This is a genomic window from Klebsiella sp. 7-CIP_Kleb. (assembly GCF_050378655.1).
Taxonomy (GTDB): domain Bacteria; phylum Pseudomonadota; class Gammaproteobacteria; order Enterobacterales; family Enterobacteriaceae; genus Klebsiella; species Klebsiella quasipneumoniae.
On record NZ_JBNRLJ010000007.1, the window covers coordinates 30,523 to 44,114 of the forward strand.

14 protein-coding genes are annotated in these 13,592 nt (G+C 58.7%); 12 read left to right on the forward strand and 2 right to left on the reverse strand.

What is annotated here, in order from left to right:
• Positions 1-40 precede the first annotated feature (40 nt).
• The 5 genes from malK to ubiA all read left to right on the forward strand — a co-directional run bounded on the left by malK (position 41) and on the right by ubiA (position 5,133).
• Positions 41-1,150, forward strand: a complete 1,110-nt coding sequence (malK, locus tag ACQUTI_RS20575) for a maltose/maltodextrin ABC transporter ATP-binding protein MalK (protein ID WP_002884743.1) — start codon at positions 41-43, stop codon at positions 1,148-1,150.
• A gap of 85 nt (positions 1,151-1,235) precedes the next feature.
• Positions 1,236-2,525, forward strand: coding sequence for a maltoporin (locus ACQUTI_RS20580; protein WP_002884747.1), 1,290 nt, complete (start codon positions 1,236-1,238; stop codon positions 2,523-2,525).
• A gap of 114 nt (positions 2,526-2,639) precedes the next feature.
• On the forward strand, positions 2,640-3,569 hold the full coding sequence (gene malM, locus ACQUTI_RS20585) for a maltose operon protein MalM (protein ID WP_004206287.1): 930 nt from the start codon (positions 2,640-2,642) through the stop codon (positions 3,567-3,569).
• 187 nt (positions 3,570-3,756) lie between these two features.
• Entirely contained in the window at positions 3,757-4,254 is a 498-nt protein-coding gene (ubiC, locus tag ACQUTI_RS20590) for a chorismate lyase (RefSeq protein WP_017900123.1), read from the forward strand.
• Positions 4,255-4,266: 12 nt separating this feature from the next.
• The gene (gene ubiA, locus ACQUTI_RS20595; protein ID WP_002884808.1) at positions 4,267-5,133 is read left to right on the forward strand and encodes a 4-hydroxybenzoate octaprenyltransferase; all 867 of its coding nucleotides are present in this window, start codon (positions 4,267-4,269) and stop codon (positions 5,131-5,133) included.
• A gap of 58 nt (positions 5,134-5,191) precedes the next feature.
• On the opposite strand, the gene plsB is transcribed toward ubiA, so the two are convergent.
• A complete protein-coding gene (plsB, locus tag ACQUTI_RS20600; RefSeq protein ID WP_004206289.1) occupies positions 5,192-7,615 on the reverse strand; it encodes a glycerol-3-phosphate 1-O-acyltransferase PlsB in 2,424 nt (807 codons plus the stop codon).
• A gap of 129 nt (positions 7,616-7,744) precedes the next feature.
• On the opposite strand from plsB, the gene ACQUTI_RS20605 reads away from it, so the two are divergent.
• From ACQUTI_RS20605 to ACQUTI_RS20620, 4 genes are all read left to right on the forward strand, one after another.
• The gene (locus ACQUTI_RS20605) at positions 7,745-8,113 is read left to right on the forward strand and encodes a diacylglycerol kinase (protein WP_004206290.1); all 369 of its coding nucleotides are present in this window, start codon (positions 7,745-7,747) and stop codon (positions 8,111-8,113) included.
• Positions 8,114-8,235: 122 nt separating this feature from the next.
• The gene (gene lexA / locus ACQUTI_RS20610; RefSeq protein WP_004206291.1) at positions 8,236-8,844 is read left to right on the forward strand and encodes a transcriptional repressor LexA; all 609 of its coding nucleotides are present in this window, start codon (positions 8,236-8,238) and stop codon (positions 8,842-8,844) included.
• Positions 8,845-8,913: 69 nt separating this feature from the next.
• Positions 8,914-10,230, forward strand: coding sequence for an MATE family efflux transporter DinF (gene dinF / locus ACQUTI_RS20615; protein ID WP_254465650.1), 1,317 nt, complete (start codon positions 8,914-8,916; stop codon positions 10,228-10,230).
• Positions 10,231-10,465: 235 nt separating this feature from the next.
• Positions 10,466-10,675: a CsbD family protein gene (locus ACQUTI_RS20620; RefSeq protein ID WP_004206293.1), complete on the forward strand. Its 210-nt coding sequence runs from the start codon at positions 10,466-10,468 to the stop codon at positions 10,673-10,675.
• 95 nt (positions 10,676-10,770) lie between these two features.
• On the opposite strand, the gene zur is transcribed toward ACQUTI_RS20620, so the two are convergent.
• Positions 10,771-11,286, reverse strand: a complete 516-nt coding sequence (gene zur, locus ACQUTI_RS20625; RefSeq protein WP_004206294.1) for a zinc uptake transcriptional repressor Zur — start codon at positions 11,284-11,286, stop codon at positions 10,771-10,773.
• Between the two features lie 248 nt (positions 11,287-11,534).
• Here zur and ACQUTI_RS20630 point away from each other — a divergent pair, with 248 nt between their 5' ends.
• The 3 genes from ACQUTI_RS20630 (at position 11,535) to pspG (ending at position 13,505) form a co-directional block, all read left to right on the forward strand.
• Positions 11,535-12,023 carry a cupin domain-containing protein gene (locus tag ACQUTI_RS20630; RefSeq protein WP_004206295.1) on the forward strand — a complete coding sequence of 163 codons (489 nt, stop codon included), beginning with the start codon at positions 11,535-11,537 and terminating at the stop codon, positions 12,021-12,023.
• A 100-nt stretch (positions 12,024-12,123) separates the two neighbouring features.
• Positions 12,124-13,122 (forward strand): tRNA dihydrouridine(20/20a) synthase DusA, encoded by a 999-nt coding sequence (dusA, locus tag ACQUTI_RS20635; protein WP_428923355.1) that lies wholly within the window; start codon positions 12,124-12,126, stop codon positions 13,120-13,122.
• Between the two features lie 140 nt (positions 13,123-13,262).
• Positions 13,263-13,505, forward strand: a complete 243-nt coding sequence (gene pspG / locus ACQUTI_RS20640) for an envelope stress response protein PspG (protein WP_049093098.1) — start codon at positions 13,263-13,265, stop codon at positions 13,503-13,505.
• Positions 13,506-13,592: the final 87 nt, after the last annotated feature.

Genomic DNA, 13,592 nt, shown 5'->3' on the forward strand with positions numbered 1-13,592 from the left:
TGTGACTGTTAGTGACAGGTTGTAACGAAGGGAGAAGGGCATGGCGAGCGTACAGCTGCGAAATGTAACGAAAGCCTGGGGTGACGTGGTGGTATCGAAAGATATCAATCTCGATATCCACGAAGGGGAATTCGTCGTGTTTGTCGGGCCATCGGGCTGCGGCAAATCTACCCTGCTGCGTATGATTGCCGGGTTAGAAACTATTACCAGCGGGGACCTGTTTATCGGGGACACCCGCATGAACGAGATCCCACCGGCAGAACGCGGCGTTGGGATGGTATTCCAGTCTTATGCGCTCTATCCCCACCTTTCCGTTGCGGAAAATATGTCGTTTGGCCTGAAGCTGGCCGGCGCGAAAAAAGATCTGATTAACCAGCGGGTGACCCAGGTTGCGGAAGTGCTGCAGCTGGCCCATCTGCTGGAGCGTAAACCGAAAGCCCTCTCCGGCGGTCAGCGCCAGCGCGTGGCGATTGGTCGTACCCTGGTGGCTGAGCCGAGCGTCTTCCTGCTGGATGAGCCGCTTTCCAACCTCGATGCCGCCCTGCGCGTCCAGATGCGTATCGAAATCTCCCGTCTGCATAAGCGACTGGGCCGCACCATGATCTATGTCACCCACGATCAGGTGGAAGCGATGACCCTCGCGGACAAGATCGTGGTCCTCGACGCTGGCCGGGTGGCGCAGGTCGGGAAACCGCTGGAACTCTATCACTATCCGGCTGACCGCTTCGTCGCCGGCTTTATCGGTTCACCGAAGATGAACTTCCTGCCGGTTAAAGTCACCGCGACGGCTATCGATCAGGTGCAGGTTGAACTGCCGAACCGTCAGCAAATCTGGCTGCCGGTGGACAGCGCCAACGTTCAGGCGGGCGCCAACATGTCCTTAGGTATCCGCCCGGAGCATTTACTGCCCAGCGATATCGCCGATGTGACCCTCGAAGGTGAGGTTCAGGTCGTCGAGCAGTTAGGTCACGAAACGCAAATTCATATCCAGATCCCCGCCATCCGTCAGAACCTGGTTTACCGCCAGAACGACGTGGTGTTGGTAGAAGAGGGAGCCACATTCGCCATCGGTTTGCCGCCAGAACGTTGCCATTTATTCCGTGAGGATGGCACCGCTTGTCGTCGGCTGCATAAAGAGCCGGGCGTGTAAGGCTTCCCATTAAAAAAAGGCGCGAACCCGGCTGGCGGTACACCGGCGAAGCGTGCAAAGAAAAGCAATGATCTCAGGAGATAGAATGATGATTACTCTGCGCAAACTTCCACTGGCGGTCGCCGTCGCGGCAGGCGTTATGTCTGCTCAGGCGCTGGCTGTCGATTTCCATGGCTACGCGCGTTCCGGCATTGGCTGGACCGGCAGCGGCGGCGAGCAACAGTGCTTCAAAGCGACCGGCGCTCAAAGTAAATACCGTCTTGGTAACGAATGTGAAACCTATGCGGAACTGAAGCTGGGCCAGGAGCTGTGGAAGGAAGGGGATAAGAGTTTTTATTTCGATACTAACGTTGCCTATTCCGTGAATCAGGAAGATGACTGGGAAAGCACCTCTCCGGCGTTCCGTGAAGCCAACATCCAGGGTAAAAACCTGATCGACTGGCTGCCGGGCTCCACGCTGTGGGCGGGTAAACGCTTCTATCAGCGTCATGACGTTCACATGATCGACTTCTACTACTGGGATATCTCCGGCCCGGGTGCAGGTCTGGAAAACGTTGACCTTGGCTTCGGTAAGCTCTCTCTGGCCGCTACTCGTAACTCAGAAAGCGGCGGCTCTTATACTTTCTCCAGCGATGACACCAAAAAATATGCTGCGAAAACTGCCAACGACGTCTTTGACATCCGTCTGGCGGGCCTGGAAACCAACCCGGGCGGCGTGCTGGAGTTAGGCGTCGATTACGGCCGTGCTAACCCGCAGGATGACTACCGTCTGGAAGACGGCGCGTCGAAAGACGGCTGGATGTGGACCGGTGAACATACTCAGTCCATCTGGGGCGGCTTCAACAAGTTTGTCGTTCAGTACGCCACTGACGCAATGACCTCCTGGAACAGCGGCCACTCTCAAGGGACCAGCATCGATAACAACGGCAGCATGATCCGCGTTCTGGATCACGGCGCGATGGACTTCAACGATGACTGGGGCCTGATGTACGTTGCGATGTACCAGGACGTGGATCTGGACAGCAAAAACGGCTCCACCTGGTACACCGTGGGTGTTCGTCCGATGTACAAATGGACGCCGATCATGAGCACCCAGCTGGAAATCGGTTACGACAACGTGAAATCCCAGCGTACCAGCGAAAACAACAACCAGTACAAAATTACTCTGGCTCAGCAATGGCAGGCAGGGAACAGCGTCTGGTCTCGTCCGGCTATCCGTATCTTCGCAACCTACGCGAAGTGGGATGAAAACTGGGGCTACAGCAACACCTCCGGTCTGCAGACGAAAGACAGCAGCGGAAGCGGCGCTTTCACCTCCAGCCGCGGTGACGACAGCGAAGTTACCTTCGGTGCCCAGATGGAAGTGTGGTGGTAATACCGTCCGCAGGACGGGTGTAACCTGGGAGGGGCATCGGCCCCTCCTGACTATTCAGGGTTAGCGCGCTATTGCCTGGCTACCGCTAAACCGATGCTATCCAAGGTGAGAAGAATGAAAATGAAGAAAACTCTCGTCGCTCTGTGTTTATCCGCAGGGATGTTGGCATGCGTGCCGGGGATGAGCCTTGCCGATGTTAACTTTGTACCCCAGAACACCAGCGCCGCGCCGTCTATTCCAGCCAGTGCGCTGCAGCAGCTGATCTGGACGCCTGCCGATCAATCGAAGACGCAGAGCGTAGATTTAACCACCGGCGGTCAACGCCTGGATGTACCGGGGATCGTCGGACCGGTCGCCGCCTGGAGCGTGCCGGCCAATATCGGTGAGCTGACCCTGACCCTCGACAGCGAGCTGAACAAACATAAGCAGATTTTTGCGCCGAACGTGCTGATTCTCGACCAGAACATGACGCCAGCGGCGTTCTTCCCCAGCAACTACTTCACCTATCAGCAGCCGGGCGTGATGACTGCCGATCGCCTGGGCGGCGTGATGCGCCTGACCCCGGCGCTGGGCCAGCAGAAGCTCTATGTGCTGGTATTTACCACTGAAAAAGATCTCCAGCAGACCACCACCCTGCTGGATCCGGCGAAAGCCTATGCCAAAGGCGCAGGCAATGCGGCGCCGGACATTCCGGATCCCATTGCCAAACATACCACCGATGGCGTGCTGAAGCTGAAAGTGAAAACCAACAGCACCTCCAGCGTGCTGGTGGGGCCGCTGTTCGGCTCCTCCGGCCCGGGCCCGGTCACCGTCGGTAACACCGCGGCGCCGGTAGCCGCGCCAGCCGCCGCAGCCGCTACGGCGCCGGCCGCTAAAAGCGAACCGATGCTCAGCGATACCGAAACCTACTTCAATAACGGTATTAAGCAGGCGGTGAAACAAGGTGACATCGACAAAGCCCTGAAATTGATGAACGAAGCTGAGCGCCTCGGCTCGAAATCCGCTCGTTCCACCTTTATCAGCAGTGTAAAAGGCAAGGGGTAATCGTCTCCCCACAATGCTGATGTTTAGGCACAGCCTTTAGGTGCATCCTCCGGGATGCACCTTTTTTTGCACGCGCGGCGGTCTGTTGCATGGCTGTTGCGTGAATGATCGTATATTGACGTTTGCCCGCCACCAACCGCCTATTCTGCGATACAATGCTTGCACGTTATGTACCGGAGAATCAGGCATGTCCCATCCTGCGCTTACGCGACTGCGTGCGCTGCGCTATTTTGCCGTTATGCCGCCCCTGGCGCCGCCTCTGAGTGACTGGCTGCTGCTGGAGGACTCAATGACCCAGCGTTTTGAGCAACAAGGAAAGCAGGTCACCGTCACCCTGGTTAACGAAGGGTATATCGGGCGTGAGGCGCTGGCTGACGAAGCGGCGCTGTTGCCCGACGAGCCGCGCTACTGGCTGCGGGAGATTATACTCAATGCCGACGGTGAGCCCTGGCTGGCCGGGCGCACGGTGGTGCCGGAGTCGACGTTGTGTGGGCCGGAGCTGGCGCTACAGCAGCTCGGGCAGACCCCGCTGGGGCGATACCTGTTCACGTCGTCGACGTTAACCCGCGATTTTATTGAAATTGGTCGCGATGCAGCGCTGTGGGGGCGTCGTTCCCGCCTGCGGCTGAGCGGCAAACCCCTGCTGCTGACCGAGCTGTTTTTGCCTGCGTCGCCGTTGTACTAAGAGGAAGAAAAAATGGAGTGGAGTCTGTCGCAGAATAAGCTGTTGGCGTTTCATCGCCTGATGCGCACTGACAAACCGATCGGCGCCTTGCTGCTGCTGTGGCCGACGCTGTGGGCGCTATGGGTGGCCTCGCCGGGCGTCCCGCCGCTGTGGATCCTGGCGGTGTTTGTCGCCGGCGTCTGGCTGATGCGCGCCGCCGGCTGCGTGGTGAATGACTATGCCGATCGAAAATTTGATGGTCACGTAAAGCGTACCGCCCGCCGTCCGCTGCCGAGCGGCGACGTCACCGAGAAAGAGGCGCGAACGCTGTTTATCGTTCTGGTGCTGCTCTCCTTCCTGCTGGTGCTTACCCTCAACACCATGACGATTTTGCTGTCGGTGGCGGCGCTGGCGCTGGCGTGGGTCTATCCGTTTATGAAGCGCTACACCCATCTGCCGCAGGTGGTGCTGGGGGCGGCCTTTGGCTGGTCGATCCCGATGGCCTTCTCGGCCGTCAGTGAATCGCTGCCGCTGAGCTGCTGGCTGATGTTCCTCGCCAACATTCTGTGGGCGGTGGCCTACGATACCCAGTATGCGATGGTGGATCGCGATGACGACGTCAAGATCGGCATTAAATCGACGGCGATCCTGTTCGGCGAAAACGATCGTCTGATTATCGGTATCCTGCAGGTGGCCGTGCTGGCGCTGATGGGCGCGGTGGGCTGGCTGAATGGGCTGGGCTGGGAATACTACTGGTCGCTGTTCGTGGCGGCGGGTCTGTTTGGCTGGCAGCAGAAGCTTATCTTCAATCGCGACCGCGATAACTGCTTTAAAGCGTTTATGAACAACAACTACGTCGGGCTGGTGCTGTTCCTCGGCCTGGCGATGAGCTACCTGTAAAACCCCTGTCCCCATCCCCCCGGTTTACCGGGGGGCGGTGAGGACGGCAAACGCCGCGTTACGCGTCGTCCTGCGTGACGCTTTCGATCGTCAGACGTACATCCGACGTAATCAAATCCGCCAGCATCCGGTAGACCTTCAGGGTCTCTTCCGGCTCGGCATCGCCCGTATCGCTGATATAGCCTTCATCGCGCAGGGTCAACACCAGGGTACTGAACACTGCTTTGTCGAAGAACTCCGGCGCGTTGATGCCATGCAGCACCGACAGGCGCTGCGCCACGGTACGGCTCTCTTTCTCCAGCGAGCTGCGGTTGATCGACGGGTTAGCGCTCAGCAGCCAGAAGGTGATGGCGTAGCGCTGCAGCGTCTCGCGGGCGCCTGCGGCCAACAGCTGCAGGGAGCGAGAGTGCGACGGGTTAAGGCTCATCACATCGCCATCGATGACGATCAGCTCCTGACGCAGCATCTCGGCAATCAGCGCATCCATTACTCCGGCCAGCTCCGCTTTCTCCCAGCGCAGGAACAGCTCGGCTTTGAGGAACGGGTAGAGCGTTTCCACATGGCGCAGCACTTCGGCGCGGCTGAGATGACGATGCTGAGTCACCAGGGCGGCTAACAGCGACGGCATCACCAGCATATGGGCGATGTTGTTGCGATAGTAGGTCATCAGCACCGCCTGCTCGCGCGGCAGAATGATGATGTCGCCAATGGTGTCCTTTTCAACTTCGAACTTATTCATCTGCAGTGCATGATCGATGAGCTCGCTGGCCGAAGCGGACGGCGCGGTGGCATCCGGCGAATAGGGCACATTGCGCAGCAGCGCGAGGTAACACTCCAGCTGCTGGGTGAGCTGCTCACGGGTCAGCGAACGCTGGCGGGAGGCCAGCAGCGCCGTACAGCACAGGTTCATGGCGTTGGCCGCGCCGGCGTTGTTGATGCGTACCATCAGGTCAGCGGCGATGTTATTCACCGTCGGCGTCAGCCAGGAGGGGCGGACCGCTTCGATTGGGTCAATTGCTTCCCGCCACTCTGGCACATGGTGGTTCAGGTAGGTCATCAGCGGCAGCGGTTCGCCGAAGTTAACGTAGCCCTGGCCAAGGTTGCGCAGCTTGCTTAAGCCGCGCAGCATCTGCGGCAGACTCTCTTTCTCTTTGGTGGCGCCGCGCAGCTCTTTGGCATAGGTCCCCACCTCCATCACGTGCTCGTAGCCGATATAGATCGGCACCAGAGTGATCGGCCGGGTGCCGCCGCGCAGCATCGCCTGGATGGTCATCGACAGCGTACCGGTCTTCGGATCGAGCAGACGGCCGGTACGGGAGCGGCCGCCTTCGACGAAATACTCCACGGAATAGCCGCGGCTGAACAGTTCACCAAGGTACTCGCGGAACACCGTGGAGTAGAGCTTGTTGCCCTTAAAGGTGCGGCGAATAAAGAACGCGCCGAGGCGGCGGAAGATTGGCCCGGCCGGCCAGAAGTTAAGGTTGATACCCGCCGCGATGTGCGGTGGCACCAGCCCCTGGTGATACAGGACGTAAGAGAGCAGCAGATAGTCCATGTGGCTGCGGTGGCAGGGGACATAGACAATCTCATGGCCGTCGTGCGCCAGCTGGCGTACGCGCTCGGCGTTATGCACGTTGATGCCCTGATACAGGCGGTTCCAGGTGAAGCCGAGAATGCGGTCGGTCAGGCGGATCATCTCGTAAGAGAAGTTCGCGGCAATCTCTTCCATCAGTGCAATCGCGTTCTGCTGGGCCTTCTCGTGGGAAATTTTCTTGCTGCGCGCTTCGTCTTCCACCGCACGGGCAATGGCCTTCGACGCCAGCAGCTTGTTAAACAGATCCTGGCGGGCCGGCAGACGCGGGCCGACGGCGGCCAGGCGCTGGCGGGCAAAATGCATCCGCGCGACGCGAGCCAGTTTCTGGGCGATGATCTTATCAGTACCGTGCTCATCGGCCATGCGACGCAGCGATACGGAAGGCGAGAAGCGCACGAAGCTGTCGCGGCCGAGCCAGGAGACGGCGAAAAATTTCTGAATGCCGTTAAGCATCCGCAGCGGCGGATTGACTTCCCCTTTCTCACGACCCGGCGAGCGGCCGAACATCACCGACACCGGCACCATTTGCACATCGAGATCCGGATGGTTGCGGTGCAGATCGAGGTAGTCGTGGAACAGCTTGATGGACTCTTCTTTTGGCGTGTAATAGGTGAATACGCGCGGCCCGCCGTGGATGAATACGTAGCGCGGCAGCAGGGCGCCGTCGATTTCCAGCGGTTCTAGCGGGTCAGGTAAATCATGCGCCAGGCATTGGGCGCGCAGCGTCAGCAGGTCCGCCTTGGAGTTATAGGGCAGGACGTACATGACCGGACGCGAGGTATCGAGTCCTAATTCCTGAGCAGGCTCTGCCGGAATAGACTTGCTTTTTACCAGCACCCGTAATGGTAAATTCAGTAATTTATAGTAAATTCGTTGCCAGCCGGACATAAACGATGTGAAGCCTCTGGTTAATCATGCAAATGCGCGGCAAGAATAACAGAAAGCGGGCAAAATTTCCGTTACCGCGCGGCAAACGCGTACACTCATCGACGTCATTTACATAAAAAAGGTTTTGTGATGGCCAATAATACCACCGGGTTAACCCGAATCATTAAGGCGGCAGGTTACTCCTGGAAAGGATTTCGCGCGGCGTGGATCAACGAGGCCGCGTTTCGTCAGGAAGGCGTCGCCGCCATTGTGGCCGTCGCGATAGCCTGCTGGCTGGACGTCGACGCCATCACCCGCGTATTGCTGATTGGCTCGGTCCTGCTAGTGATGATAGTCGAAATTCTCAACAGCGCGATTGAGGCGGTCGTGGACCGTATTGGCTCGGATTATCATGAGCTTTCAGGGCGCGCCAAAGACATGGGGTCGGCGGCGGTCCTGCTGGCGATTATCATCGCGCTGATCACCTGGGGAACGCTGCTGTGGAGCCATTATCACTAACGTTCTTCGCTAACCCTCGCAAAATATAAACAATCTGCCGATTTTTGTGTGCCATGTGGTTCCAAAATCACCGTTAGCTGTATATACTCACAGCATAACTGTATATACACCCAGGGGGCGGAATGAAAGCGTTAACGACCAGGCAGCAAGAGGTGTTTGATCTCATTCGGGATCATATCAGCCAGACGGGCATGCCGCCGACGCGTGCGGAGATTGCTCAGCGCTTGGGGTTCCGTTCCCCAAACGCGGCGGAAGAACACCTGAAAGCGCTGGCGCGTAAAGGCGCAATCGAGATCGTCTCCGGCGCCTCGCGCGGTATCCGCCTGCTGACGGAAGAAGAGCATGGCCTGCCGCTGATCGGCCGCGTCGCCGCCGGTGAGCCGCTGCTGGCGCAGCAGCATATTGAAGGCCACTATCAGGTCGACCCGTCGATGTTCAAGCCCAACGCCGATTTTCTGCTGCGCGTCAGCGGGATGTCGATGAAAGACATCGGTATTCTGGATGGCGATCTGCTGGCGGTCCACAAAACCCAGGATGTGCGCAATGGTCAGGTGGTGGTAGCGCGCATTGACGATGAAGTGACGGTCAAGCGCCTGAAAAAGCAGGGCAACGTCGTCGAACTGCTGCCAGAAAACAGCGAGTTTACCCCTATCGTTGTCGATCTGCGTCAGCAGAGTTTTACCATTGAGGGTCTGGCCGTTGGCGTGATCCGTAATGGAGAATGGCTGTAACGCCTGCCCCTGCGCAGCGTCATCTGATGCATGACGCTGCGACGTTTGTCCTCAATCAGGTCCCTGAACATGCTGCTCAACGCTGCCGATAAAGCGCTGTGGCGCCTTGCACTCCCCATGATTTTCTCCAATATCACCGTCCCGCTGCTGGGGCTGGTGGATACCGCAGTGATCGGCCACCTTGACAGCCCGGTATACCTCGGCGGCGTCGCGGTCGGAGCAACGGCCACCAGTTTCCTGTTTATGCTGCTGCTGTTTCTGCGCATGAGCACCACCGGGCTGACCGCTCAGGCCTGGGGGGCCAAAGATCCGCTGCGACTGGCGCGGGCGCTGGTGCAGCCGCTGGTCCTGGCGCTGGGCGCCGGGGTGTTGATTATCCTGTTTCGCCTGCCGCTGATTAACCTCGCCCTGCATATCGTCGGCGGCAGCGAGGCGGTTCTCGAGCAGGCGAGACGGTTTCTCGAAATCCGCTGGCTCAGCGCGCCCGCCTCGCTGGCCAACCTGGTGCTGCTCGGCTGGCTGCTGGGGGTCCAGTACGCCCGGGCGCCGGTGATTTTGCTGGTGGTCGGTAATCTGTTGAATATTGTGCTCGACCTGTGGCTGGTGATGGGCCTGCGGATGAACGTCCAGGGGGCGGCGCTGGCCACGGTCACCGCGGAGTACGCGACCCTGATTATCGGCCTGATGATGGCGAAGCGGGTGCTAACGCTGCGCGGCGTGTCGCTGGCGATGCTGAAAAACGCCTGGCGCGGAGACATGCGCCGTCTGCTGGCGTTGAATCGCGACATCATGCTGCGCTCCCTGCTGCTGCAGCTGTGCTTTGGCGCGCTGACCGTCTTCGGCGCCCGGCTGGGCAGCGATATCGTGGCGGTCAACGCCGTACTGATGACCATGCTGACTTTTACCGCCTACGCGCTGGATGGCTTTGCCTATGCCGTGGAGGCCCACTCCGGCCAGGCCTACGGCGCGCGCGACGGCAGCCAGCTGCTGGAGGTGTGGCGGGCGGCCTGCCGGCAGTCCGGTATGGTGGCGCTGGCGTTTGCCCTGGTTTACAGCCTGGCGGGGGGGCACATCATCGCGCTGTTAACCTCGCTGCCTTCCCTGCAGCAACTGGCCGATCGCTATCTGATCTGGCAGACGATCCTGCCGGTGGTCGGGGTCTGGTGCTATCTGCTGGACGGCATGTTTATCGGCGCGACGCGCGGCGCGGAGATGCGGAACAGCATGGCGGTCGCCGCGGCCGGCTTCGCCGTGACGCTGCTTACGGTCCCGGTGCTCGGCAATCACGGCCTGTGGCTGGCGCTGGCCGTGTTTCTCGCCCTGCGCGGCCTGTCGCTGGCGCTGATCTGGCGCCGCCACTGGCGATGCGGCACCTGGTTTAGCTAGTTATTGCCGTTCATAACGGCTATCCATGAATTCCCGCGGTTGCGCACCGCTTACCGGGGCAACTCAGTAGCCCGGCTCAGCGTAGCGCAAGCCGGGGAAATCTCCTCAGCCTTATCCATCGGTATGGTGGTTAAAAATTCCGAATAACGAATCGGCGCCAGCATTCTCATCTATAGTTAATACCATGTCCGGCACAAAACGGGCTGTAAACCCACCGAATGATGAGGACGTTATCATGAATAAAGACGAAATCGGCGGTAACTGGAAACAGTTGAAAGGTAAAGCCAAGGAACAGTGGGGCAAACTTACCGATGATGATATGACCGTAATCGAAGGGAAGCGCGACCAGTTGGTCGGCAAAATTCAGGAGCGTTACGGCTATGCGAAAGATCAGGCTGAGAAAGAAGTCTCAGACTGGGAGCATAAGAACGACTATCGCTGGTAGCGTTCCTTGATCCGAAGAAAGAAGCATTTGTGTTAGTGCCTGTCTGAATGGCGCAGGGACGCGCCGTTAACCCTTTTTCCCGCTGCGGCTGCCGCTCAGCGGGCTTTCTTTTTGAGCTGAATAGTATGATCGTGGTGGCAGTGTCCCGGCGTGCTGCAGGCTTCTACTTCCACGCAGCTCGCGCAGAGGCCGTGAGCTTCAATCACATTGTGGCGCAGGGCGAAGCCCATTCTGGCCGCCAGCGTATGCATGATATCTTCCACCCCTTCAGCCGCCTCTTCCTTCACCACGCCGCAGCGGTCGCAGATAAACATGGCCGAGCTGTGGGTCGGCTGGTCAAAGAGATGACACAGCACATAGCTGTTGGTCGATTCCACCTTGTGGACAAAACCCTGCTCGAGTAAGAACTCCAGCGCGCGGTAGACCGTCGGCGGCTTCGCCTGCGGCTCTTTCTCGCGCAGCAGATCCAGCAGGTCGTAGGCGCTGATTGCCCCTTGCTGCAGGCTCATCAGGCGCAACACTTCCAGACGCTGTGGGGTCAGGCGTACGCCGCGTTGCGCACACAGCTTTTCAGCATGCGCTAACATCTCTTGCGAAGGGGTCTTATCCATGAGCATCCTCAGGTTGCGTGAAATTGAATCTGTTACTTTATCACGTTCCGCGGAAAACGCCGAGACCCGACGGGTGATGCGGGTCATACTTCAGGTTGTCGGTGCCTGCGCCAGTTCCGGGTGCTGGCCGCTGACGCTCGTGGAGGCTGCGCCTTAGCCGGCCGCTAAAACCGTCATGCCCGATTTAATCGCAACACGCCTGACCCAGGTATGCTATATCTGAAGTGTCTCATTTTCGGGAGAAAACGATGAAACGACCTGATTGCATTCGCCACTGGCGCGAACTGGAAGGGCCCGACGATGCCACTTATCCCGACAGCCCGGAGCGTTTTTCCATTGGCGCGCCGCTGGGGCGCGGTTTACGCCTCAATCGGTTGGGGATCCACCACGAGAGACTGCCGCCCGGGCGGCGCACCTCTTACCCGCACGCGGAGAGCGATGAGGAAGAGTTCATCTATGTGCTGGAGGGCTATCCGGAAGTGTGGATAAACGGCTATCTCTGGAAACTGGAGCCGGGGGACAGCGTGGGTTTTCCCGCTGGTACCGGCATCTGCCACACTTTTCTCAATAACACCGAGCAGGAGGTTCGTCTGTTGGTGGTGGGTGAGGCCAACAAAAAGTACAACCGAATTTACTACCCGCTCAATCCTGGCTATGCCGCGACGCGCCAGGATCGCTGGGTTGACCATCCGCCGCAGTTCTTTGGCCCACATGACGGCAAACCGCGGATAAAGTAATCGACACCGGGAAGGGGCGAAGCGCGGCGCACTACGCGCCTGTGGTTTATCTTTATGCTATAGTAGCGCCCCTTTTTACCCGGATGCTTATTTATTCGCCATGATGCCTGAATCAACGTCACCTGTTTTCCCTGCTCATCGCTTCTCCATCGCGCCGATGCTCGACTGGACTGACCGACATTGCCGCTACTTCCTGCGGCTGCTGTCGCGGCATACGCTGCTGTATACCGAAATGGTGACCACCGGGGCGATTATTCATGGCAAAGGCGACTACCTGGCGTATAGCGAAGAAGAGCACCCGGTCGCTCTGCAGCTCGGCGGCAGCGACCCGCAGGCCCTGGCGCAGTGCGCGAAGCTGGCCGAGGCGCGCGGCTATGACGAGATCAATCTCAACGTCGGCTGCCCCTCCGATCGCGTGCAGAACGGGATGTTTGGCGCCTGCCTGATGGGTAACGCGCCGCTGGTGGCCGACTGTATCAAAGCGATGCGCGATGTGGTGTCGATCCCGGTCACGGTGAAGACCCGTATCGGCATCGACGACCAGGATAGCTATGAATTCCTCTGTGATTTCATTGAGACGGTCTCCGGCAAGGGCGAATGTGAGATGTTTATTATTCACGCCCGCAAAGCCTGGCTCTCCGGTCTGAGCCCGAAAGAGAACCGCGAGATCCCGCCGCTGGATTACCCCCGCGTCTGGCAGCTGAAGCGTGACTTCCCCCACCTGACGATGGCGATTAACGGCGGTATCAAATCGCTGGATGAAGCCAGAATGCAGCTTGAGCATATGGATGGGGTGATGGTCGGGCGTGAGGCCTATCAGAATCCGGGTATTCTGGCTTCGGTCGACCGGGAGATTTTCGGCGTCGCCGGCGCGGATGCCGATCCGGTGGCCGTCGTGCGGGCCATGTACCCGTATATTGAGCGCGAGCTCAGCAAGGGCACCTATCTGGGCCATATCACCCGTCATATGCTGGGACTGTTTCAGGGTATCCCAGGCGCCCGCCAGTGGCGTCGCTACCTGAGCGAAAATGCGCATAAACCCGACGCCGACATTGCGGTGCTGGAGCAGGCCCTAAAGCTGGTGGCCGATAAGCGTTAGTTTCTCACCAAAACCTGGTGAAATTGACCACGCCTCGCACACTATTGCGGGGCGTTTTCTTTTAAATTCAGTTTGTTATTGTTGGCATGTTTTTTGTAATACCTACAGAGCGACATATTAATGACTGTGGGGAGAGAGCCATGCTGGAAATGTTATTTGTCATCGGATTTTTTGTCATGCTGCTGGTCACCGGCGTATCGCTGTTGGGGATTATCGCCGCCATCGTGGTGGCTACGGCGCTGATGTTCGTCGGCGGTTTGTTTGCTTTAATGATCAAATTGCTGCCGTGGCTGCTGTTGGCGGTGGTGGTGGTGTGGGTTATTCGGGCGCTGAAAACCCCGGACGGAAACGCTTTTCGCGACAATAACCGTTGGCGTTACTAAGGTATTGAGGGGTGTGTCACAACCTGAACAATTTTGCACAGAACCGCGTAGGCATCGCTACGCAAATCTGTCACTATTAGCGCGTTA

Excerpts from the sequence above, each read along its gene's own strand:
- malK (WP_002884743.1), top strand. The coding sequence starts at position 41 with ATGGCGAGCGTACAGCTGCGAAATGTAACGAAAGCCTGGGGTGACGTG.
- ACQUTI_RS20580 (WP_002884747.1), top strand. The coding sequence starts at position 1,236 with ATGATGATTACTCTGCGCAAACTTCCACTGGCGGTCGCCGTCGCGGCA.
- malM (WP_004206287.1), top strand. The coding sequence starts at position 2,640 with ATGAAAATGAAGAAAACTCTCGTCGCTCTGTGTTTATCCGCAGGGATG.
- ubiC (WP_017900123.1), top strand. The coding sequence starts at position 3,757 with ATGTCCCATCCTGCGCTTACGCGACTGCGTGCGCTGCGCTATTTTGCC.
- ubiA (WP_002884808.1), top strand. The coding sequence starts at position 4,267 with ATGGAGTGGAGTCTGTCGCAGAATAAGCTGTTGGCGTTTCATCGCCTG.
- plsB (WP_004206289.1), bottom strand. The coding sequence starts at position 7,615 with ATGTCCGGCTGGCAACGAATTTACTATAAATTACTGAATTTACCATTA.
- ACQUTI_RS20605 (WP_004206290.1), top strand. The coding sequence starts at position 7,745 with ATGGCCAATAATACCACCGGGTTAACCCGAATCATTAAGGCGGCAGGT.
- lexA (WP_004206291.1), top strand. The coding sequence starts at position 8,236 with ATGAAAGCGTTAACGACCAGGCAGCAAGAGGTGTTTGATCTCATTCGG.
- dinF (WP_254465650.1), top strand. The coding sequence starts at position 8,914 with ATGCTGCTCAACGCTGCCGATAAAGCGCTGTGGCGCCTTGCACTCCCC.
- ACQUTI_RS20620 (WP_004206293.1), top strand. The coding sequence starts at position 10,466 with ATGAATAAAGACGAAATCGGCGGTAACTGGAAACAGTTGAAAGGTAAA.
- zur (WP_004206294.1), bottom strand. The coding sequence starts at position 11,286 with ATGGATAAGACCCCTTCGCAAGAGATGTTAGCGCATGCTGAAAAGCTG.
- ACQUTI_RS20630 (WP_004206295.1), top strand. The coding sequence starts at position 11,535 with ATGAAACGACCTGATTGCATTCGCCACTGGCGCGAACTGGAAGGGCCC.
- dusA (WP_428923355.1), top strand. The coding sequence starts at position 12,124 with ATGATGCCTGAATCAACGTCACCTGTTTTCCCTGCTCATCGCTTCTCC.
- pspG (WP_049093098.1), top strand. The coding sequence starts at position 13,263 with ATGCTGGAAATGTTATTTGTCATCGGATTTTTTGTCATGCTGCTGGTC.